Origin of the sequence: Allobosea sp. 2KB_26 (assembly GCF_052115715.1) — a bacterium.
In the GTDB taxonomy this organism is placed as follows: Bacteria; Pseudomonadota; Alphaproteobacteria; order Rhizobiales; family Beijerinckiaceae; genus Allobosea.
In genome coordinates this window covers 81,654-102,259 of record NZ_JBFRHE010000008.1, presented here as the reverse complement: position 1 = coordinate 102,259, position 20,606 = coordinate 81,654, and the positions used below count along the sequence as shown (strand labels likewise).

The window sequence follows — 20,606 nt, the reverse complement described above, 5'->3', positions numbered from 1 at the left end:
GGAAATTTGAATAATCGCGACATGAACACAGCGCAGTTCCCGACGCCTGCAAACGAGCGGCCGCAATCCGCACCCAGCCCCGTTTCGCGGCTGCGGATCGGCTTCGTCCTGCTCGACCAGTTCACGCTCGCTGCGTTCTCCGGCCTGATCGATGTGCTGCGTCTGGCGGCCGACCATGGCGGCCGCAGCCGCCAGCTGCATGCGAGCTGGACCGTGATGAGCCTCGACGGAGAGCCGCGACGGTCGAGCTGCGGTGTCTCGGTCGCGCCCAATGCGGCCCTGCTCGATCCGGCCGGCTTCGACTATGTCGCCGTCTGCGGCGGCAACGACTATCTCAACGACGCCTTGCCCGAGAGCCTGCTCGACTATCTCAGACGGGCGGCGGCGTCGGGCGCGCGCCTGCTGGGCATCTGCACCGGCACCTTTGCGATCGCCAGGGCAGGGCTGGTCGGTCCGCGCCGGGTCTGCGTGCACTGGAACGTGCTGGATGCCTTCAAGCAGCGCTTCCCCAGGGTGTCGGCAGGGGTGGAGCGGCTCTTCATCGACGAGGGCGACCTGATCACCTGCGCCGGCTCGACGGCCGCGATCGATCTCGGCCTCTATCTCGTCGCGCGGCATTGCGGCCGCGACAAGGCCCAGCAGGCGATGCGGCACATGATGCTGCAGGACATGCGGCCGGCAGAGATGCCGCAGCCGCATTTCTACGCGCAGATCGGCTCGCATCTCGACGTCCGGGTCCAGCAGGCCGCGCAATTCATCGAACAGCGCCTCGACAATCCCCCGCCGATCGCCGCGGTTGCGCGCTATGTCGGCGTCAGCCCGCGGCAGCTCGAGCGCCTGTTCGGCACGTCGCTGGGCCAGAGCCCCGCCGCGTTCCAGCGCAAGCTGCGGCTGGACTATGCGCGCTGGCTGATCCTGAACAGCAAGCGCTCGCTCACCGACATCGCCATGGGCGCAGGTTTTGCCGACAGCGCCCATCTCTCACGCGACTTCAAGGCGAGCTTCGGGGAATCGCCGCGCACGCTTCGGCAGAAGGGCTAAAGCATCGGCCCGAAGAGTGGACTGCGGTTTTCGGGTCAGCCGATGCGGGCATGGAAGGCCAAGTCATCGGCCCGAAAAGTGGACTGCGGTTTTCGGGGCAATGCAGGCCCGGGAGGGTTTCGACGAGCCAAACGGCGTCGTCGCGCATGGCGAGGCTACTGACGCTGGAGCTTCCTCCGAAATTTGGAGCCGCCTGTCCCGCTCCCGGCAGAATGTTCCGGGCTTTGCGGCAACCGGAAACCCGTCGCAAGGTCACGCCTAAGCCGCTGAGCAAGCTGACATTTGTTCGATCTTGGCTTCGTTTCATGCCGCGTTTGAGAGGCGCGCTCCTCCGGACAGGTTTCTGGTATGGTTCCTGCGGCGATCCGGAGCCCGCCTTTGCGGGCTTCAGGACGTCATTGATGTATCATCTGCTCCGCGCCATTCTGTCCAAGCTCGTCTCGCACGGCACCCTGCATGTAACTCTGCCGGACGGTCGAAGCTTCGTTTGCGGCGATGGGAGCGGCGACGCCGTCGCAATCCGGTTCACGGATTCCCGCGCGATTTTGGCCTTCCTGGCCGATCCTGAAATGAAACTCGGTGAGCTCTTCATGGAGGAGCGCCTCCTCGTCGAGGAGGGCACGATCCATGGGTTCCTTTCCGTGATCCTCGCCGGTGCCCGCGGACAGGCGCCGAGCTGGTGGGAGGGCGCGCTCGATCGATGCCGTTTCCTGCTGCGCCATCTGACGACGCGCAACACCCGGAACCGTTCGCGCGAGAATGTCGCTCACCACTATGATCTCGACGATCGCCTCTATGGCCTGTTCCTCGACGAGGACTGGCAATATTCCTGCGCCTATTTCGAGACGCCGGATCAAAGTCTGGACGCGGCGCAGCTCGCCAAGAAACGCCATATCGCCGCCAAGCTGCTGATCGAGCCGCAGCACCGCGTCCTCGACATCGGCTGCGGTTGGGGTGGCCTGTGTCTCTACCTGACGGAAACCGCGCGTGCGCGCGAGGCCCTTGGCGTGACGCTCTCGCGCGAACAGCTCGCTGTGGCTGACCGCAGAGCACGCGAGGCGGGAGTCGAAGCCCGGGCTCGCTTCGCGCTGCGGGACTATCGCGACGTCGAAGGCGAATTCGATCGCATCGTCTCAGTCGGCATGTTCGAGCATATCGGCCCACAATTCTTCTCGGTGTTCTTCGAAAGCTGCCGCCGCCTGCTGAGTGAAGATGGCGTCATGCTGCTCCACACCATCGGCTGCTCGGACGGCCCGAACCACCCCAACCCCTGGCTCAATCGTTACATTTTTCCAGGCGGATACCTGCCGGCCCTTTCCGAGATCATCCCGGCCGTGGAGAAGGCGGGGCTGATCGTCGCGGATGTCGAGGTTCTGAGGCTGCATTACGCGAAGACGCTGCAGGCCTGGCGCGAGCGCTTCATGAGCCGGAGGGCGGAGGCGGCTGCGCTCTATGATGATCGTTTCTGCCGCATGTGGGAGTTCTATCTGGCGATGAGCCAGGCCGCGTTCGAACACCAGGATGTCGTGGTCTTTCAGCTGCAGATCGTTCGGAAGCAGGATGCCGTGCCGCTGACGCGGGATTACATGATGCAGGAAAAGGAGCGCCTGCGCCGGAATGAGCGGCAGGCAAGGGCTGTCGGCGTGGCTCTGCCTCCCGCGCTCGGCAACGCTGTTCAACAGCAGCAGGCTGAACTGATCCCGGCTACTCCCGGGGGATCCTGACCACCCGCGCCGACCTCATCAACCGAGATCCGCCGGCCTTTGCGACGAGCCGAGAGGCCGGGTATCGACGAGGGAGGGCGGGCGGACGGTCTCAGCTCTCTGCAACACAAAGTTGCATGGAAGTCGCAACCTTGCTGCTTTCCACTTCAGGGTGACCCAGAGGACTCCATTTCCGAGCGATCATTTGGTATCGCTGCGGATGAAGAGCATTGGCGCATTGGGGTCAACTTTGCCTAAGTAAAGACCGGTCTCGCTCCAGTTTCACCCGTACTGCCGGACAGCAACACGCTGCCCGCGTATGATCATGTCCATCGGGTGGCGGCAAGAGACCGGTTTGGCATTGTTACTTTGTGCCATGAGCAGCTCTGCTGCCTCAGCTCTTCAGCCGCCCGAACCATCGCCACACCGGACCCGCAAGGGTTTTCTCATGCACCCTCTTGGTGGACTTCCGAACGGAAGACCAAGACGATATGTGCAATGCGCTTCGGGTCCGCTGGACCATCATTCCCCAGACAGCTCCCCAGCCTTGGATTGCCTGCAGCGGATGCGGGGGCCTCAGAGCCTTCCAATCCAGCGGCAAGACCCGGCTCAATGCCAACGGTCGCAAGCTTGATGCGTGGCTGATCTACAAGTGCCTGAGCTGCGAAAAGACATGGAACCGGCCGATCTTCGAGCGGCAGAATATCCGCGACATCGATCCTGCCGTGCTGGAAGCGCTACACGCGAACGATCCACACTGGATCCGGAGAGAGACCTTCAATCTCGAAGCATTGAGGCGCAAGGCGCAGCGCGTCGATGAGTTCCCCGAGTTTGATATCCAGAAGGAGGTCCTGCACGCCCCCCTGAATTGGACGACATTGGAAATCGACCTGAACGTCACGCTTCCCACCAGCACGCGCCTTGACCGTCTGCTGGCGTCCGAGCTGCGGGTCTCGCGTGCGCGGCTCCAAACGCTTCACGACGGAGGCGCGCTTCGGACCAATCCGGACCGCGCCGACATCCTGCGGCGGCGTATCAAAACCGGTACGCGGGTCATGATCGACCTCTCCACCGAGGCCGGACGGGAGCAGGTCTGGAGACCGCTGGCGCAAGGCGGTCCGCTGTAACGGCATCAGGAAGGCCCGAACTCTCGGGCCTTCCTGATTTCACGTTTCACGCGCTACAGGCGTTCTGGCCCCGTCTGTATGTGGCGTTGCCTGGCGGGATGCCGGCGCGCTCAGTTCTTCGTCTGCGCCTCCCTGGCCGTCCGGATCGCATGCCAGATCCGGGCCGGGGTCGCCGGCATGTCGATATGCGTGACGCCGAGCGGGCGCAGCGCATCGAGGATCGCGTGGATCACCGTCTGCGGGGCGCCGATGCAGCCGGCCTGTCCGGCGCCCTTGACGCCGAGCGGGTTGGCCTTTGTCGGCAGCTCCACGAATGAGAGCTCGAAACAGGGCAGGTCGGCTGCGCGCGGCAGCGCATAGTCCATGAAGGTCGCAGTGAGGAGCTGGCCGCCATCGCGGTCGTAGCGGATGTCCTCCATCAGCGCCTGGCCGATGCCCTGCGCCAGGCCACCATGAACCTGGGCCTCCGTCAGGAGCGGGTTGACCAGGGTACCGTAGTCGTCGACGGCGACATAGCGCAACAGCGTCACCGCGCCGGTCTCGGGATCGATCTCGACCTCGGCCGTTTGCGCACCATTCGGGAAGGTAAGCGGTGCGTCGCGATGGGCGCCATGGCCTGAGAGCGGCAGGCCGGTCGTCTCCCTGATATGGCGCGCGACCGTTGCTAGAGTGACTTCGCTGGCGCCGGGTGCCCGGAACGAGCCGTCCTCGAAGCGCACGGTGCCAGCCGGGGCCTGGAGCAGTTCTGCGGCTGCGGGTTTGGCTGACTGGAGCAGGGCACGCGCCGCCAGGACGAGAGCTCCTCCACCCATATGCAGCGAGCGGGCGCCGCCATGGCCGCCGCCGGTGGGGACGCGCGCCGTGTCGCCCTGCACGAGATGGAAATGCTCGGCCGGCAGGCCGAGCTGCTGCGCCAGGACCTGCGCAAAGCTCGTCTCGTGACCCTGGCCGTTTGACTGGGTGCCGACCGCCATCTCGACCCGGCCGTCTGTGCGGAAGCACAGCCAGGCATCCTCATTGGGGCCGCCGCGCGCGGTTTCCAGGAAGCAGCCTATGCCGAAGCCGCGCAGTTTGCCGCGCCGACGCGACGCTGCGCGACGGCGGCGAAAGCCGGCGCGGTCGGCAGCCACCAGCACGCGCTCGAGACTTCCAGTGAAGGCGCCACAGTCGAGGACAGCCCCAAACGGCTTGCGATAAGGGAAGCGGCGGATGAAATTGCGTTTGCGCAGCACGGCCGGATCGATCCGCAGCAGATGCGCCGCCTCATCGGCCAGCCGTTCGATCAGGTAGTTCGCCTCCGGCTTTCCGGCGCCGCGATAGGCGTCGACCGGCGCGGTATTGGTGAAGACGCAGCGGACATCCATGCTCATGGCCGGAATGTCATAGAGCCCGCCCATGGCGGGCGTCGGCGCGGTCGTGGCGCTGCCCGGCCCGAGCGAGGAGACATAGGCGCCGAGATTGGCGACGGTTTCGACCGCGAGCGCCAGGAAACGGCCTTTGGCGTCGAGGGCAAGCCGCCCCGTCGTCAGGTTGTCGCGGGCATGGGCGCCGCCCGCAAAATCCTCGATCCGCTCGGCGAGCCAGCGCACCGGCCGGCCCAGGCGCCGCGCCGCGATCAGCACAAGCGCATATTCGGGGTAGGTGACATTCTTCATGCCAAAACCACCACCGACATCGGGGCAGGCGACATCGATCCGCTCGGGTTCGACCCTGAGAACGAGGCTCAGTTCGCGGCGGATGTCGTGGACGGAGGCGCCGCTGAGTAAAAGCCGGTAACGGCCGCTCTGTGCATCGAAGCGCCCGAGCGCCGCCCGCGGCTCGAGAGCGGCGGCAGCGATCCGGTTGTTGACCAGCCGGCAGGTCACGACCTGCGCGGCGCGGCGGAATGCGCTTGCCACGGCATCCTCATCGCCGAGACGGTAACGCAGCGCGAGATTGCCCGGAGCCTGCGGCCAGATCGCGGGAGCATCCGGCGTGGCCGCCGCTGCGAGCTCGGTGACCGCGGGCAGGATCTCGTAGTCGACTGAAATCAGCTCGCAGGCCTGGCGCGCGGCATCCGCCGTTTCGGCTACGACGAAGGCCACGGGGTCGCCGACATGGCGGACGCGCCCGCGCGCCAGCGGCAAGCGCGGCGGCACGATCAGCGGCGGCTCGGTCTTCAGCGGCAGCGAGCAGGGCAGCGGGCCAAGCTCTTCGATCTCCGCTGCGGTGTAGATGGCGCAGACGCCCGGTAGGCTCTTCGCGGCTTCCGCGTCGACGCCAAGGATCGCGGCATGGGCATGGGGTGAGCGCAGCACCACGGCGTGCAAGGCTCCGGGCACATGTTCATCGTCCTGATAGCGTCCCCGACCGGTGAGGAAGCGCTCATCTTCGAAACGACGCAGCGATCGTGGATCTGTTGCTGCATGCGAAACCAGGCCGATTGCCGCCACGCCGGTATCATTCATAGGCCGGTATCATTCATGTCGTGTCGCCAACCCCCAGCCGTCCCGTCCTGCCGAATGGCAGCCACCGGCGCGAAGGACACGAGCATGGCATTCGGGATCGGCTTTTGAAACAGAGCCGCGCTGGCGTACGGAGCATCGGCCGCGTCTTCGCCGAGGTCCGGATCAGCCTGGGCTCGCAGCGACCGCCGCAGCGCCGCGCGAAGGCGGGCGCTGCCGGAAGTGTACGGGTGGCTAGGAACGCTGGTTGGCGGCCCGCTGCCGCGCCACTTCGCGGATGAACGGCATGAAGGCTGGCGGGATCTCGACCGGCGCCAGAGCCTCCTGAAGAATGTCGAACTCGGCGATGGCCTCGGTCAGCATCTCAAATTCATGGTCTTCGTCGGAGCCCATCGCGCTTTGGAGCAACGCGGCCGCCCTCAGGACGGCAGCCTTGCGGTCCTCATATGAGCAAATGGTCACGGTGTCGGCGTTCGGCATAGCCACCTCCCGTTCAGGATCCACGCCCCTTAGGCTAGCGGCCAGATGAGGGCTTGACGAGTCCAACGAATCAGCAGTCGGCGAGCCAAAGCGTCGCGTGGACAGGGACATCCACGATCAGCCTCGACCAGAAGGCGAGGGCCCGTTCAGGATGCCTTGGCGCGCGGCTCGGCGAACGTCTAGGGGGCGTAGGAGCCGGGCACCGGAACTGCGAATGTCTCAGTTGGGGGGAGCAGCTATCGCCCGTCAGGCCAACTGACGATCAGCTCGAATGATCAGAAACGATGGACGCCGGACATGGTCAGCCAATTTCGGCCATTGCTGCAAGGAAACAGGATCGGGCCCAGGTTCGAGAACGCGGCGGATGACCAGGCCTGCGTCGATCAGGGCATTTACGTAGCTGGCGACGGTACGATGTTCCCTTGGTGTGTCGGCGCCGAGCCAGCGTACAAGCCGTGGCCCCTCATCAAGATAGCGATCCACCGGCCAATGCTGCCGGGTGCCGTCAGCCGCCTCAGACCATTGCCGGGAGGCGCACGTCATAATCGGGTGCTCAACAGAGAAAATGAAGCTTCCCCCTTGTCTCAACCACCCTCTGACGCGCCGCGACAATGTCACGACGTCACGGATGTAATGCAGAGCAAGCCCGCTGATGACGACATCAGCGCTGCGATCGGGAAGCTCGACATCCTCGATCCGGCCTATCTCGTAACGCGAACGAGAATCGCCGCCGAGCTTGATCGCCTCTCGGATCATCTGCTCCGAGGCGTCGAAGGCCTTCACCGAACGCGCGTCTTGTTCGAGGGCCAATCGTGCCAAGCCACCCGAGCCACAGCCTAGGTCAACGACATCCTTTCCCTGAAGTGAAGGCATCAGCGATCGGAGCGCGGGCTGCTCGATAACTTCATTGGGCCGCCCGGGCCGGGATCGCAGCTTGCCATAGGCGACGCTGACCAGCGGATCGTCGTAGAGCGCTCGATCTACCATATTCAGCGCTGCTCCCGTTGTTCAACGCATGATGGAGGCGACAATCGAGGTCTGCAATGGGGTGAGAGCGGAAACAGGCGGCGGTGCGGCGTAGCCTCAACGCGGGCTGCCTGCAGCACCGTTGCCTTGTCCGTCCCGTTGGAGAGGGCGTGACGCTTCCGTCCTTGTCAGCGATGCACGTCTTCGCCAGCGACCTTGCGCAGGGCCATTCCGATCTGGCCGCCGCAATAAGCTTCGTCGCCATAGTCCCTGCGGGCTTTCCCGGCCAATGCGGCCAGGGGCGGCAGAGCGGAGACGCGGCGCGCGAGGCCGCTGGTGAGGGGCGCGGCCTCGTCGAAAATCGCTGCGATGACGGGGAAGCGATCCGCCATCGTCGTCCACAAGGTTGCCGTCACGACATCGGCGATCCCCGGAGCTGCGCCGCCCAGGAGAAACCCAGAATCTGCGGTCAGTCCGTGCCGACGCCCGGTCTCTTCCCAGAACGACATCCATTTCCTGAGGCGCGGCACGAACTCGCGCCACCGCGCTTCAGTCCACATCGACTGGCCGCCCTGAAGCGTGATTTCGTCGATGACGTCGTTGGCGTCGTTGACGATCTTCATGGTCAGCGCCCGCAAGGGCGGCGTGGCCGGCATCAGGCCGAGCGTCTCGCCGAGATAGAGAATGATGGCGGGCATCTGCGCGATCGCGAAGCCATTCGCGTTGTCGATCAGCAGAGGTGGTCCCATGAACGGCACCGGCATCTGGTCGACCTGCTCTGCCATGAGCTTTGGGATCTGGTCGTCGCCGGCTTCGCGCCAGGTTTTCCCGGCCCAGGCCAGCACTGCCCGCACGAACTGACCGCGAAACGGGACCGACCAATAATAGAGCGCATAGTCCTGCATGGGGCTGGCCTCCTTCGTTGTCCCTGCCGCATGGCGAACAACGCGCCGGCCGCGGCTTCTGTTCGGCGGTGGGCGCATCCGCAGGAGCGCGGCTGGACCTGCACATCTAGGGGGCGTGGAGAATCTCCCCGCTGGCCACGGTCCCATATTCGCTTCGCCTAGCCTATCGGCATGGATCAAGTGGGGAACACGGCCCCGCGCACCGCGTGCGCGAGCCAAGAAGCATCGAACATGGGGGATGCTCTGGGGACGGGGGAACGGATGATCGCGCGGTGCTGAGGCATCGACCCTAAAACTGGACTGCGGTTCTCGGGAAAGCCGATGCAGACACACGGTAGGGTTCGACGATCTCAAGAGGGTGGTTTGCAGACGCTCGGATCGTTAAGCAGATTGCCGCAGCCCGTAATTGCTGGCGAGAGATCGTGGACGAGCTTCAAGAATCGCTAAGCCTTCGGATGATCCCGATTCCGGCCGGCATCGTGGCGCTGAGGGACGACCGAACCCAGCGGCGCTGGGATGTCGAGCTTCAAGCCTACAGCCTTGGAGCCGCCCCGGTAACGCAGGCACTCTACGCCGCAATCACAGGGAACTGGCCTTCGTCGCATGGGGACGCCGGATGCCCTGTCGAAAGCGTCTCCTGGCTCGACGCCGTTTCGTTCTGCAATCAACTGTCCAGAAAACAGGGGCTTAACGCGGCCTATGTCGTCCATGACGACGTTCAAGGTGCTGATCTCGTCGCCGAGGCCGACGGGTATCGCCTTCCCAGCGAGGCAGAGTGGGAATACGCCTGCCGCGCGGGAACCCCCGGGCCTCGATATGGCCACCTCAGCGACATCGCGTGGTTCGCGGATAACTCGGGCGGGCGGCCTCAGCCCGTGGGCGGTAAGCAATCCAATGCCTGGGGTCTCTACGATATGCTCGGCAACGTATGGGAGTGGTGCTCCGACCAGTATGACCCGCAGGTCTACGGCGCGTACCGCATCTTCCGTGGCGGCGGTTGGGCAGACCGTGAAAGAGGATGCCTGGCAACCAATCGCCGTCGAAGCCATCCTACCTTCCGGATAGACGATCTGGGCTTTCGCCTCTGCGCAAACGCCGGAGTGCCGGGACCAGCGAATTCGAAGGGCAGCTAAAGCTCGCGAGCGGAATGAGGCCAAGCCGGTGCCCGCGTCTGGTTCGGGGCCATGCCTCGCGATCGCTGATTGCGCGAGACCTGAACCGACCTGAGCGAGCCGTCCGAGCGGCGAGGCCATGTGCGGCCCGGGAGTGGCTCGCCACAGTGGCGTGTCAGATGGGCTGCGATGGCGCTCGGTTGCCGCGGATATCCGCGCACAGAACGGCGCCGGCAAGCAAGGATCCCGCAGCAATGGCCAGGGAGGGATCGAAGGACTGCGACCGGAGATAGAGCGCATTGGCCATGAGAGGGCCGGCAATCTGCCCGATGCCGTAGGAGGCGGTCATCAGCGCGAGCATATTGAAACGGACCGCCGTCGCTGCCTTGCGGGCGGCCGGCATGGCGATCGTCACCGTTCCCACGAAGGTTCCGCCCACGAGCAATGCGCTGAGGATGTAGGCCGCCGGCGTGTGAAACACGGGCAGCGCGACGCCGATGGCCTGAACCACCAGATTGGCGGCTAGGCTGCGACGCGTGCCGAAGCGCTCATGCAGGGCATGCCAGAAGAAGCAGGATGGCACGGCGCCAAGTCCGAAGAGCGACCAGATATGCACGGGATCGGTCGATGTGAGCACCTCGCCGACGAGAAGGGGGAGATAGGTTGCGGTGATGATGTAGCCGAACCCGGCGAGCCCATAGATCACGATCAGTCGCACGGGGCCCAGCAACGGCGCGCCATCGGCCTGCGCAGGCGCAGACAGGTGCCGGGGCGCCGCTGCCGGCGTCCGATCGGCGCGCTGCTGCATGATCAGGGCAACGACTGCGAGAGCCCCAGCCGCAACGGCAAGTGCGAGCCAGATCGCCCGGCTGGACAGGGCGATGCGATGCGCAAGGGCAATCATCTCCGCGGACATCAGAATGCCGATGCCGACGCCGGCGAAGAGGGCAGGCGTTCCCTGGTGGTGATTGCGATCATGGATCAGCCAATGCGAGGCGGCCACCATGGCGAATGCGCTCGAGATGCCGGCAACCCCGCGTATGCTCACGATCGCCCGTTCCGGCATGGGCAGGGCAAGGGCGCCGAGCAGGGCGACCGTCGAAATGACGGCGAGACTGCAGAGCCACCGGCTCGGGATGCCGGTCAGGACCGCGCTCAGCAATGCGCCGGCCAGATATCCGGCATAATTGGCCGAGGCTGCATAGGAGCCGCCCTGCACGGAGATGGCGTGCTCGGAGATCATCAGCGGATAGAGGCCGGTGAAGGCGAACCGGCCAAAGCCCATGCCGATGACGAGCACGAGCGCGGCTGCGATCGTCGCCCCTCGTTCATGGGCTCTCGGCATCGGCCTCAGCCTTGATGTCGGAGAAACCGGCGAGCATCTCGCGGAATGCGCTGAAAGCGGGCGTCGAGAATCCCGGCCGGCAGGCAAGATAGGTATCGACCCGCATCAACGCCTTCTCCTCGACGGCGCCGGTGTGCCGCAGGAGATCGAGCACGCTGCGGGGCATGATGCTGAAGCAGGACCCTGCGGCCGTGCAGGCGAACATGGCGTGATAGGAGCGAACCTCTTGGATGGAGAAGCGCCCCTTCACCGTGCCGAAGCCGGTCAGCCATTCCTCGGCCAGCATGCGGTAGGTGCAGCCTGGCGCGAAGGCGGCCAAGGCCTTGGGCTTGAGATCTCCAGCGTGCCGCACCTCGGGATGCCCTGGCGGAAGCACGAGCACGAGGTCCTCGCGGAAGACCGGCACCGTGTCGAGATCCTGCGGCCCGAGCCACCATTCGCCGGATGGAACGGCAATCAGTGCGCCATCGATGCGATGGGCCAGGAGGGAGTCGACCAGCTGCCGGGTCGGCGCCGTCGACAGATCGATCGTGACCTCGGGCCAGCGTTGGTTGAAACGGGCCAGCGGCACAGGCAGGCGGCTCGCGACCGTGCATTCCATAGAGCCGATGCGCAGCACGCCGGCAGGCCCAGCCGGATTGACGACCTGAATGGCTTCGTCCGCGAGGTTCAGGATCCGGTCGGCATAGTCGAGATAGGTCCGTCCTGCCGCAGTCAGCGTCATGCCCTTCCGCTCGCGCAGGAACAGCGGCACGCCAACCGCCTCCTCGATCTGCTGGATGCGGGTCGTGACATTCGAAGGCACACGCCCGAGCAGCTCCGCGGCCCGTGTCACGCTCTGCTCCCTGGCGACGGTCCGGAAGACAGCGAGCGCGGCGAAATCCATTAGAATTCTCCATTAAGAAATCAATTGACATTATCGTTCTCTTTTTGAGAATTTAAGTCAATGATTTTGCGGAGCGCGGGAGGCCGGGATGTTGAGCAAGCTGGGAGTAGAGGTGCCGATCGTGCAGGCGCCGATGGCAGGTGTTTCGACCCCCGCCCTTGCTGCCGCCGTGTCCAATGCGGGCGGGCTCGGCTCGATCGGTGTCGGCGCGACGGATGCCGCAGGCGCCCGCGCGATGATCGCGCATCTCAGAGCGCGGACCGAGCGCGCGTTCAACGTCAACGTCTTCGTGCACGGCCCGGCAAAGCCGGATCCGGAGCGGGAGACGGCGTGGCTGCACTGGCTGGCACCGCTCTTTTCGGAGTTTGGCGCTACGCCTCCGACGGCGCTGCGGACGATCTACAAGAGCTTTGCCGATGATGCCGACATGCTTTCGATGCTCGTCGAGGCGAGGCCGCCAGTCGTCAGTTTCCATTTCGGCCTGCCGTCGCCGCAAGCCATTCAGCGCTTGAAGGGGGCGGGCACGACGCTCTTCGCCACGGCGACCAACCTCGAAGAGGCACGGCAGATCGAGGCCGCCGGGATCGATGCGATCGTGGCGCAGGGCATCGAGGCCGGCGGCCATCGCGGCGTTTTTGATCCAGCCGCTCCCGATGATGCCCTGGGAACCGTCGCCCTGACACGCCTCCTGGTGGCGAACAGCACGCTGCCGGTCATCGCCGCCGGTGGCATCATGGATGGGGCCGGCATTGCTGCCGCACTCAACCTTGGTGCTGTCGCCGCTCAGCTCGGCACGGCCTTCATCGCCTGTCCGGAATCGTCTGCCGATGATGCCTATCGCGCGGCGCTCGCAGGCCCCGGCGCCTATCACACCCGCCTGACAGCGCTGATCTCGGGCCGTCCGGCGCGCTGCCTCGCCAATCGCTTCACCGACCTCCAGCAAAGCGTCGTAGACCGGCTGCCGCCGGATTACCCGATCGCCTATGACGCCGGGAAGGCCCTCCATGCCGCCGCAAAGGCCAAGGGCGAGCACGGCTTCGGCGCGCAATGGGCGGGGCAGGGCGCACCGCTCAGCCGTGCCATGCCGGCGGCCGAACTCGTCGCCACATTGCTGCGCGAGCTGAAGGCGGCCTCCGAAGCGGGGCAATGACAGGCCGCCGCCCGGAACCGACGGTCCGCGAAAGCGATGGGCTTCCTTCCGGACGGGGGCATGAAGCTGCGAGGGCTTCAGTGGCAGGACGCTGACATCTGTTGTCGCTCGGCATCCTCAGAGTGCCGCGACCGTCCACCCCGTCCGGTAGCCTTGGCCATGTCCGTTCGCGATCGTCACACTCTCTCAGCCTCCGTATTCGTCGCCCTATGCAGGGGCGACGAAGTCCTCTTGCTGCGGAGGAGGGCGACGGGATGGATGGACGGCGCTTTCAGTCTGCCCGCTGGGGGGCTTGAGGCCGGCGAGACGATTGCTCAAGCGGCGATCCGAGAAGCCCTGGAAGAGGTCGGCGTGCGCATCGCGCCTGGTGATCTCGTCTACGTTCATACGCTTCACAGTCTGACGGAGGGCCGGGACTGGGTCGGTCACGTCTTCACTGCAGCGCGATGGGACGGCACGCCCAGGCTGATGGAAGCCGACAAGCACGCCGATCTCGGCTGGTGGCCCTTCGGATCGCTGCCGCCTGAGACGATTCCCTATGTGCGACAAGCCCTTTTGAACGTCAGCAAGTCGATCTCGTATTCCGAGTATGGCTGGGGCGGAAGCGCCGGGTAGGGCAAGACCTGGCAACAGATTGGGCCGGTCCGTTGCCCGCATGGGGCCACCGATCAATAGGTCGGCGGCGTGATGGCGCTGACGATTTCGCTCGGTTCCGCCGAGGCGTTGCGGAAGCGGTGCGGCTCCCGGCTGTCGAAATAATAACCATCGCCGGGCTGCAGGACCGATGACCGACCCGCGACGGTGACCTCGACCGCGCCGCGGATGACGAGGCCGCCTTCCTGGGCCGAGTGGGAGAAGGCCTCGCCCGTATCGGCGCCGGGGGCGTAGGTCTCGTGCAGCATCAGCATCGAGCGGTTGGGAAAGCCCGTTCCGATGACGCGGTAGGAGATTGCGTCGGCCCGGCCGATTTCCGTCATTTCAGCCGCCCGGCAGAAGGGATTTGGCGGCGAGGCCGCATGAAAATCCAGAAAGAAGCCCGACATCGTCGTGCCGAGCGCGTCGAGCACCGCATGCAGCGTATCGAGCGAAGGGCTGATCAGGTCCCGCTCGATCAGCGAAATCGACGAGTGGGAAATCCCTGAACGCAAGGCGACGGCGCGGACGCTGAGCTGGCGGCGGAGCCGTAGCTCCCTTAAACGGTCGCCGATCTTCATGGGAAGGCCTCCTTCACGCGAAGCCAGCATCTGAGCCCAGCTGGTGAATATCTTCAACGCCCCTGCTGGCCGCCTTGCCTTGTCGCTGCGTGGCGCAGAAGCTTGGCCAGCTCGATCCCGCTCACCGGAAGCAGCCTGCATGTCCAAATCCGATCTCGCCCTGGAAGCCCGGATCACGCGGATCAAGGCGCCGGAGCGCAGCGCCTGGAGCGACAACACCCCGGTCGAGACCACGGTGAAGGCGGTTCTGGAGGCAGTGCGGCGGGATGGCGACGCGGCCCTCCGGCACTATTCCCGCGAGTTCGACAAGCTCGAGATCGACGCCTTCGAAGTCACGGCCTCGGAGCGTGCCGCCGCGCTCGACGGGCTGGAGAGGCAGACCCGTACTGATACCGAGTTCGCGATCGATCGCGTGCGGGCCTTCGCCGAGGCGCAGCGCCAGACCCTGCTGCCCCTTGAGATCGAGCCGCTGCCCGGCCTGCATCTCGGCCACCGCATCATCCCGATCGCCCGCGTCGGCGCCTATGTGCCGGGCGGGCGCTATCCGCTGCTCTCGGCGCCGATCATGACCATCGTGCCGGCCAAGGTCGCGGGCTGCGACGAGGTCGTCGCCTGCCTACCGCCTGGTGCCCATCCGGCGATGATCGCCGGATGTCATCTTTCCGGCGCCGACCGGATCTTTCGTGTCGGCGGGGCGCAGGCGATTGCCGCAATGGCCTTCGGCACGGATACCATTCCGGCGGTCGACAAGATTGTCGGCCCGGGCAACGCCTATGTGAACGAGGCGAAGCGCCAGGTTTTTGGGCTGGTCGGCATCGACCAGCTCGCCGGTCCCAGCGAGATCTTCGTCGTCGCGGACGAGACTGGGGACGCCGTGACGATCGCGGTCGACCTCTTGGCGCAAGCCGAGCATGACGTGCGCACCCGCGTCGGCCTGATCACCACGGACCGCGCCCTGGCGGATAAGGTGCTCGTCGAGATCGAGCGACAGCTCGGCAACCTATCGACCGCGCCGGTCGCCGCCGCCGCCTGGCGCGACTATGGCGAGATCGTCGTCTGCGCCGACGAGACCGCGATGCTCGCTTATTCCGACCAGATCGCCGCGGAGCATCTGGAGGTTCATACCCGCGACCCGCATGCCACCGCGGCGAAGCTGCGCAATTTCGGCTCGATCTTCATCGGGGTCGCAGCCAGCGTGGTCTATTCCGACAAGTGCTGCGGCACGAACCATACGCTGCCGACCATGGCGGCCGGGCGCTATACCGGCGGCCTCTGGGTCGGCTCCTATCTCAAGACCTGCACGCATCAATGGCTCGACGAGCGCGGCGTGGCGGCCGTCGCCCCGCCGGCCATGCGCCAGAGCGCGAGCGAAGGCCTGGAAGGCCACAGGCGGGCGGCGGCGCTGCGGCTCGCCCCGGCGCAGCTGCTCCGCGAAATCGGAGCCTGATCGACGCGAAGTTTTTCCGGAAGCCCCACTATCGCACCGCGAAAAAGGGGGCTCCAATAGGGGCAACGACGATCCCCACCGCGAGGGGCGGGGGGATCGCTGCAGCAGAAGCAGGGAGAAGATCCATGACGTTTCTGAAGTCCATACTCGGCAGCACCGCGCTCGCGGCGGGCCTCGTCATCGCAGGCCTCGGGGCTGCCACCGCCCGCGATCTCACCGTCGTATCCTGGGGCGGCAATTACCAGGACGCGCAGCGCAAGATCTACTTCAAGCCCTTTGCGGAAAAGACCGGCAAGCCGGTCCTCGACGAATCCTGGGATGGCGGCGTCGGCGTCGTCCAGGCCAAGGTGAAGGCCGGCACGCCAAACTGGGACGCCGTGCAGGTCGAGGCCGATGAGCTCGCCATCGGTTGCGCCGACGGCCTCTACGAGAAGCTCGACTGGAGCAAGCTCGGCGGCAAGGACAAGTTCCTGCCGAGTGCGGTGAGCGATTGCGGCGTCGGAGCAATCGTCTGGTCGACGCTGCTTTCCTACGATTCCGAGAAGCTGAAGACGGCGCCGACCTCCTGGAAGGATTTCTGGGACACCAAGACCTTTCCGGGCAAGCGCGCCCTGCGCCGCGGCCCGAAATATGCGCTCGAATTCGCGCTGATGGCCGATGGCGTCGCGCCGAAGGACGTCTACAAAACGCTGCGCGAGAAGGGCGGCGTCGACCGCGCCTTCAAGAAGCTCGACGAGATCAAGTCCGACATCGTCTGGTGGGAATCGGGCGCGCAGCCGCTGCAGCTGCTGAAATCCGGTCAGGTCGTGATGACCTCGGCCTATAACGGCCGCATCAGCGGCATCAACAAGACCGAGGGCACCAAGTTCAAGACCGTCTGGCCGGGCTCGATCTATGCCGTCGATAGCTGGGTGATCCTGAAGGGCAGCCCGAACAAGGACCAGGCGATGGACTTCATCGCCTTCGCCAGCCTGCCGGAGAACCAGTCCAAACTGCCGCAGGACATTGCCTATGGCCTGCCCAGCAAGGCTGCCGCAGCCGCTGTCCCGGCCGATCTCGCGGTGGATCTGCCGACCGCGCCGCAAAATCTCGAGAATGCGATCGCGATCGATGTCGATTACTGGAACGACAATATCGAGGACCTGACCAAGCGCTTCAACGCCTGGGTCGGCAAGTAAGTCGGCAAGTAGGGCCGTAGGCAGGGTCGGCAAGGAAGGCGGCAAGAAGGGCTGCAAGAAAGGCCACAAGCCGCCGCCTTCGCTTCGCCGCTCGTCAAGCAACGCGTCCCGGGCACGCCAGATCGTTCCCGGGGCCGTCCCCGTCAGCCGCCGGGCCAGGCGCCGTCTCCGACCGGTTCCGCGCCGCGGCCGCAACGGCTTCGCCTCATCCTCACGGGAAGATTGATCATTTGCGAGATCTGGATCCGTTCATTCATTTCGAGGCCATCAGCAAGGTATTCGGCACGGTCACGGTGGTTGACGCGCTCGACTTCCATGTCGCGCGGGGCGAGTTCGTCAGCCTTCTCGGCCCCTCCGGCTCGGGCAAGACGACGCTGCTGATGATGCTCGCCGGTTTCGAGGCGCCGTCGGGCGGGCGCATCCATGTCGACGGGCGGCGTGTCGAGCATCTGCCGCCGTACAAGCGCGAGATGGGCGTCGTCTTCCAAAACTACGCGCTCTTCCCGCATATGACGATCGCCGAGAATGTCGGCTTTCCCCTGAAGATGCGCGGCGTCGCCAGGGCGGAGCGCGACGCAAAGGTGAAACGCGCGCTCGATCTGGTGCGCCTGCGCCATCTCGCCGACCGCAGGCCTTCGCAGCTCTCCGGCGGCCAGCAGCAGCGCATCGCACTCTCGCGTGCCCTGGTCTACGAGCCCAAGGTCGTGCTGATGGATGAGCCGCTGAGCGCGCTCGACAAGCAATTGCGCGAGCATATGCAGCTCGAGATCCGCGCGCTGCATCGCGAGCTCGGGCTGACCGTGATCTTCGTGACGCATGACCAGGGCGAGGCTCTGACCATGTCGGACCGTGTCGCGGTGCTGAACCGCGGCAAGATCGAGCAGTTCGATACGCCGTCGGGCCTCTATGACAGGCCGCGGACCCGCTTCGTTGCCGAATTCATCGGCGAGACCAATCTGCTGGCGGGCCGCGTCGCGCAGCGCCAGGGCGAGGCCGCGACGGTCGTGCTTGCATCCGGTGGGAGCGTGACCTGCGACAGGGCAGGGCCGTTTGAAACCGACAGCGAGGTCATGGTCTCGGTTCGTCCCGAAATGCTGCATCTCGTGCCGGATGCTGCAGCTCCAAACGCCTTGCCGGTGACGGTCGAGGACCATGTCTATCATGGCGATCACATCCGCCTGCATCTCGCCTTCGGGGAGAGCCGCCTCGTTGCCCGGGCCGGACGTCGCGATGCGGCCCCACCGATCGGCAGCACGGCTTTTGCCAGCTTCGCGCCCGGCGATTGCGCGCTGGTGGCGCCATGAGCGCGCGCCTCAAGGCTCTGCTGCTCGTCCTGCCACTGGTCGTCTTCCTCGGTCTGTTCTTCCTCTGGCCGCTCTGGATGATGATCGCGACAGCGGTGCAGGGCGGCACGGTACGGCTCGCTTTTCCGCAGACGGCGACCGCGATCGCAAGCTGGGATGGCGCGGGCCCGCCGCCGACATCCCTGCAGGCGGCGCTCGTCCGGGATCTGCGGACCGACACGCCACAGGAGCGCTTCGGCGATGCGGTGCGCACGCTGAACAGCCAGCAGGCCGGTTTCCGCACGCTGCTGCCGCGGACGGCGCGGGCCGTGCGCGAGGCCGGCGAGGCTGATGCGTTCGATCTCGTCGCCCTCGACCCGCGCTGGAGCGAGCAGGGCTATTGGCTGGCGCTGAAGCGCAGCATGCCGGCCTATACCGATGCCAATCTGCTGGCGGCGGTCGACCTCAAGCGCAATGACGAGGCGCGGATCGAGCCCGTCGAGCCCGATTTCGCCGTCAACCGTGCGATCATGCTGCGCACCTTCGTCATTGCCGGCCAGGTCACGCTGCTCTGCGGGGCGATCGGGCTGCCCTTCGCGATGCTGGCGGCGAGCGTCACGGGCTGGAAGCGCAATGCGCTGCTCATCGCCGTGCTGCTGCCGCTCTGGACATCGCTCCTGGTGCGCACGGCAGCCTGGCTGATCCTGCTGCAGGATACCGGGCTGATCAACCAGACGCTGCGCGCGCTCGGGCTGATCGAGACGCCGCTGTCGCTGATCTACAACCGCACCGGCGTACTGATCGCCATGACGCATGTCCTGCTGCCGCTGATGGTGCTGCCGATCTATGCCAGCCTGATCGCGATCCCGCGCAACCTGATGCCGGCCGCCGCGGCGCTGGGCGCAGCCCCGCTGCAGGCCTTCCGCTACGTCCTGCTGCCGCTCGCCATGCCGGGCCTGCTCTCGGGCTCGCTGCTCGTCTTCATGGTGGCGCTCGGCTACTACATCACCCCGGCCCTGACCGGTGGGGCCGGCGACCAGATGATCAGCTCGGTCATTGCCTTCTACGCCACCGGCACGGCGAACTGGGGCATGGCGGGCGCGCTCGGCCTGTTCCTGCTGGTGCCGACGACCGTGCTCTACATCCTCTACGGCCGGCTCTCGCGCACGCCGCTGGTGCAGACATGAGCAGCGTGTCCCGTCCCGGCGGCGCGGCCTTCAACGCTGTGCGGCTCGCTTTCGCCGCGCTCGCCGTCGCCTTCCTGCTGCTGCCGCTCGTCGCGATCCTGCCGCTCGCCTTCACCGACAGCGTCTTCCTGGTCTATCCGATCAGCGGCCCCTCGCTGCGCTGGTTCAGCGCGCTGGCCGAAAGCCAGGCCTGGACCCGTGCGATCGTCAATTCGCTGATCATCGGCTCGGGCGCGACCGTCGTCGCGACGGTGGTCGGAACGCTGGCGGCGCTTGGGCTCAGGCGCGAACTCCTGCCGTTTTCGGGATTGCTGCGTTCGGTCTTCCTGCTGCCGATGGTGGTGCCGGCGGTCGTGCTCGGCGTCGGCATGCAGATCCTCTACGCCCGCATGGGGCTGGCCTCGAGCTATCTCGGTGTCATCATCGCGCATGCGGTGCTCTGCGTGCCCTTCGTGCTCGTCAATGTCGCGAGCGCGCTCGCCAGCATCGATCCGGCGCTGGAGCGGGCCGCGGCCAGTCTCGGCGCCTCGCCGGTCAAGGTCTTCCGCGGCGTGACGCTGCCGCTGGCCATGCCCGGCATTCTGACCGGCGCGGTCTTTGCCTTCGCGACCTCGCTCGACGAGGTGGTGATCACGCTCTTCGTTGCGGGACCCAACCAGACCACGCTCGCCCGCCAGATGTTCTCCTCGCTGCGCGAGAACATCAGCCCGGCAATCGCGGCCGCAGCCTTCATCATCATGATCCTGACCTTCGCCCTGCTGCTCGCCGTGAAGGGCGCCTCGCTCTTCACGGCGCTCCGCAGGAAGCAGAGGGTTCAGCCGAGCGAGGCTTAGGCCGGGCTTATGCACGGCCATGAACCGGTCCGGCATCAGGTCGCAAAGACCACCAGATCTGATTGCGCTTGTTTGGGAGCTCCCGGCTCCCTTCTGCCAAGGGAATGGCGCGGAATCGATCGGATGGGCTTATCGAGGTTGACAGGCGATACGTCCGATAGCCGGAGCCATTTCCCGCTTGGGGCAGGTCTGCTTCGGGTTGCGGATGGCTCAGGGCGCCGGCGTCTCGATCTCCGCTTCGCTGGTGCGCGTGATCATCGTCAATGCCGGTTGTTCCACGGCTTTCGTCACGCTCGCCGCCTGCG

General features: G+C 65.8%; 18 protein-coding genes. 11 read left to right on the top strand and 7 right to left on the bottom strand.

All coding sequences use genetic code 11. The annotated features are described in order from the left end of the window. The first annotated feature begins 21 nt into the window (after positions 1–21). The 3 genes from AB4099_RS21160 to AB4099_RS21150 all read left to right on the top strand — a co-directional run bounded on the left by AB4099_RS21160 (position 22) and on the right by AB4099_RS21150 (position 3,871). Positions 22–1,041, top strand: a complete 1,020-nt coding sequence (locus tag AB4099_RS21160; RefSeq protein ID WP_441479508.1) for a GlxA family transcriptional regulator — start codon at positions 22–24, stop codon at positions 1,039–1,041. Positions 1,042–1,442: 401 nt separating this feature from the next. Further along, entirely contained in the window at positions 1,443–2,765 is a 1,323-nt protein-coding gene (locus tag AB4099_RS21155; protein WP_441479507.1) for a class I SAM-dependent methyltransferase, read from the top strand. A gap of 470 nt (positions 2,766–3,235) precedes the next feature. Next, on the top strand, positions 3,236–3,871 hold the full coding sequence (locus AB4099_RS21150) for a DUF1062 domain-containing protein (protein ID WP_441479506.1): 636 nt from the start codon (positions 3,236–3,238) through the stop codon (positions 3,869–3,871). Positions 3,872–3,981: 110 nt separating this feature from the next. Here the strand turns inward: AB4099_RS21150 and AB4099_RS21145 are convergent, their stop codons facing one another. The 4 genes from AB4099_RS21145 to AB4099_RS21130 form a co-directional block, all read right to left on the bottom strand. Beyond that, positions 3,982–6,318 carry a xanthine dehydrogenase family protein molybdopterin-binding subunit gene (locus tag AB4099_RS21145; RefSeq protein ID WP_441479505.1) on the bottom strand — a complete coding sequence of 779 codons (2,337 nt, stop codon included), beginning with the start codon at positions 6,316–6,318 and terminating at the stop codon, positions 3,982–3,984. 231 nt (positions 6,319–6,549) lie between these two features. Beyond that, the gene (locus AB4099_RS21140; RefSeq protein ID WP_113511638.1) at positions 6,550–6,795 is read right to left on the bottom strand and encodes a hypothetical protein; all 246 of its coding nucleotides are present in this window, start codon (positions 6,793–6,795) and stop codon (positions 6,550–6,552) included. A gap of 246 nt (positions 6,796–7,041) precedes the next feature. Next, positions 7,042–7,782 (bottom strand): class I SAM-dependent methyltransferase, encoded by a 741-nt coding sequence (locus AB4099_RS21135; RefSeq protein ID WP_441479504.1) that lies wholly within the window; start codon positions 7,780–7,782, stop codon positions 7,042–7,044. A gap of 167 nt (positions 7,783–7,949) precedes the next feature. Then, positions 7,950–8,666 carry a glutathione S-transferase gene (locus AB4099_RS21130; RefSeq protein WP_441479503.1) on the bottom strand — a complete coding sequence of 239 codons (717 nt, stop codon included), beginning with the start codon at positions 8,664–8,666 and terminating at the stop codon, positions 7,950–7,952. A gap of 422 nt (positions 8,667–9,088) precedes the next feature. On the opposite strand from AB4099_RS21130, the gene AB4099_RS21125 reads away from it, so the two are divergent. Continuing rightward, a complete protein-coding gene (locus AB4099_RS21125) occupies positions 9,089–9,799 on the top strand; it encodes a formylglycine-generating enzyme family protein (protein ID WP_441479502.1) in 711 nt (236 codons plus the stop codon). Between the two features lie 154 nt (positions 9,800–9,953). On the opposite strand, the gene AB4099_RS21120 is transcribed toward AB4099_RS21125, so the two are convergent. Beyond that, positions 9,954–11,123, bottom strand: coding sequence for a YbfB/YjiJ family MFS transporter (locus AB4099_RS21120; protein ID WP_441479501.1), 1,170 nt, complete (start codon positions 11,121–11,123; stop codon positions 9,954–9,956). After that, positions 11,107–12,009 carry a LysR family transcriptional regulator gene (locus AB4099_RS21115; RefSeq protein WP_441479500.1) on the bottom strand — a complete coding sequence of 301 codons (903 nt, stop codon included), beginning with the start codon at positions 12,007–12,009 and terminating at the stop codon, positions 11,107–11,109. Before AB4099_RS21115 ends, AB4099_RS21120 begins: the two co-directional genes overlap by 17 nt. Positions 12,010–12,097: 88 nt before the next feature. On the opposite strand from AB4099_RS21115, the gene AB4099_RS21110 reads away from it, so the two are divergent. Together AB4099_RS21110 and AB4099_RS21105 are read left to right on the top strand one after the other, a co-directional pair. Next, a complete protein-coding gene (locus AB4099_RS21110; protein WP_441479499.1) occupies positions 12,098–13,159 on the top strand; it encodes an NAD(P)H-dependent flavin oxidoreductase in 1,062 nt (353 codons plus the stop codon). 36 nt (positions 13,160–13,195) lie between these two features. Next, a complete protein-coding gene (locus AB4099_RS21105; RefSeq protein WP_441479498.1) occupies positions 13,196–13,774 on the top strand; it encodes an NUDIX hydrolase in 579 nt (192 codons plus the stop codon). 53 nt (positions 13,775–13,827) lie between these two features. On the opposite strand, the gene AB4099_RS21100 is transcribed toward AB4099_RS21105, so the two are convergent. Next, positions 13,828–14,373, bottom strand: coding sequence for a cupin domain-containing protein (locus AB4099_RS21100; protein WP_441479497.1), 546 nt, complete (start codon positions 14,371–14,373; stop codon positions 13,828–13,830). Between the two features lie 139 nt (positions 14,374–14,512). On the opposite strand from AB4099_RS21100, the gene hisD reads away from it, so the two are divergent. The 5 genes from hisD to AB4099_RS21075 all read left to right on the top strand — a co-directional run bounded on the left by hisD (position 14,513) and on the right by AB4099_RS21075 (position 20,301). Beyond that, complete coding sequence (gene hisD, locus AB4099_RS21095) at positions 14,513–15,820, top strand: histidinol dehydrogenase (protein WP_441479496.1); 1,308 nt, start codon at positions 14,513–14,515, stop codon at positions 15,818–15,820. 125 nt (positions 15,821–15,945) lie between these two features. Further along, positions 15,946–16,998, top strand: a complete 1,053-nt coding sequence (locus AB4099_RS21090; protein WP_441479495.1) for an ABC transporter substrate-binding protein — start codon at positions 15,946–15,948, stop codon at positions 16,996–16,998. Between the two features lie 239 nt (positions 16,999–17,237). Then, positions 17,238–18,302 carry an ABC transporter ATP-binding protein gene (locus AB4099_RS21085; protein ID WP_441479621.1) on the top strand — a complete coding sequence of 355 codons (1,065 nt, stop codon included), beginning with the start codon at positions 17,238–17,240 and terminating at the stop codon, positions 18,300–18,302. After that, the gene (locus tag AB4099_RS21080) at positions 18,299–19,468 is read left to right on the top strand and encodes an ABC transporter permease (protein WP_441479494.1); all 1,170 of its coding nucleotides are present in this window, start codon (positions 18,299–18,301) and stop codon (positions 19,466–19,468) included. Before AB4099_RS21085 ends, AB4099_RS21080 begins: the two co-directional genes overlap by 4 nt. Next, a complete protein-coding gene (locus AB4099_RS21075) occupies positions 19,465–20,301 on the top strand; it encodes an ABC transporter permease (protein ID WP_441479493.1) in 837 nt (278 codons plus the stop codon). Before AB4099_RS21080 ends, AB4099_RS21075 begins: the two co-directional genes overlap by 4 nt. The last annotated feature ends 305 nt before the right edge of the window (positions 20,302–20,606 follow it).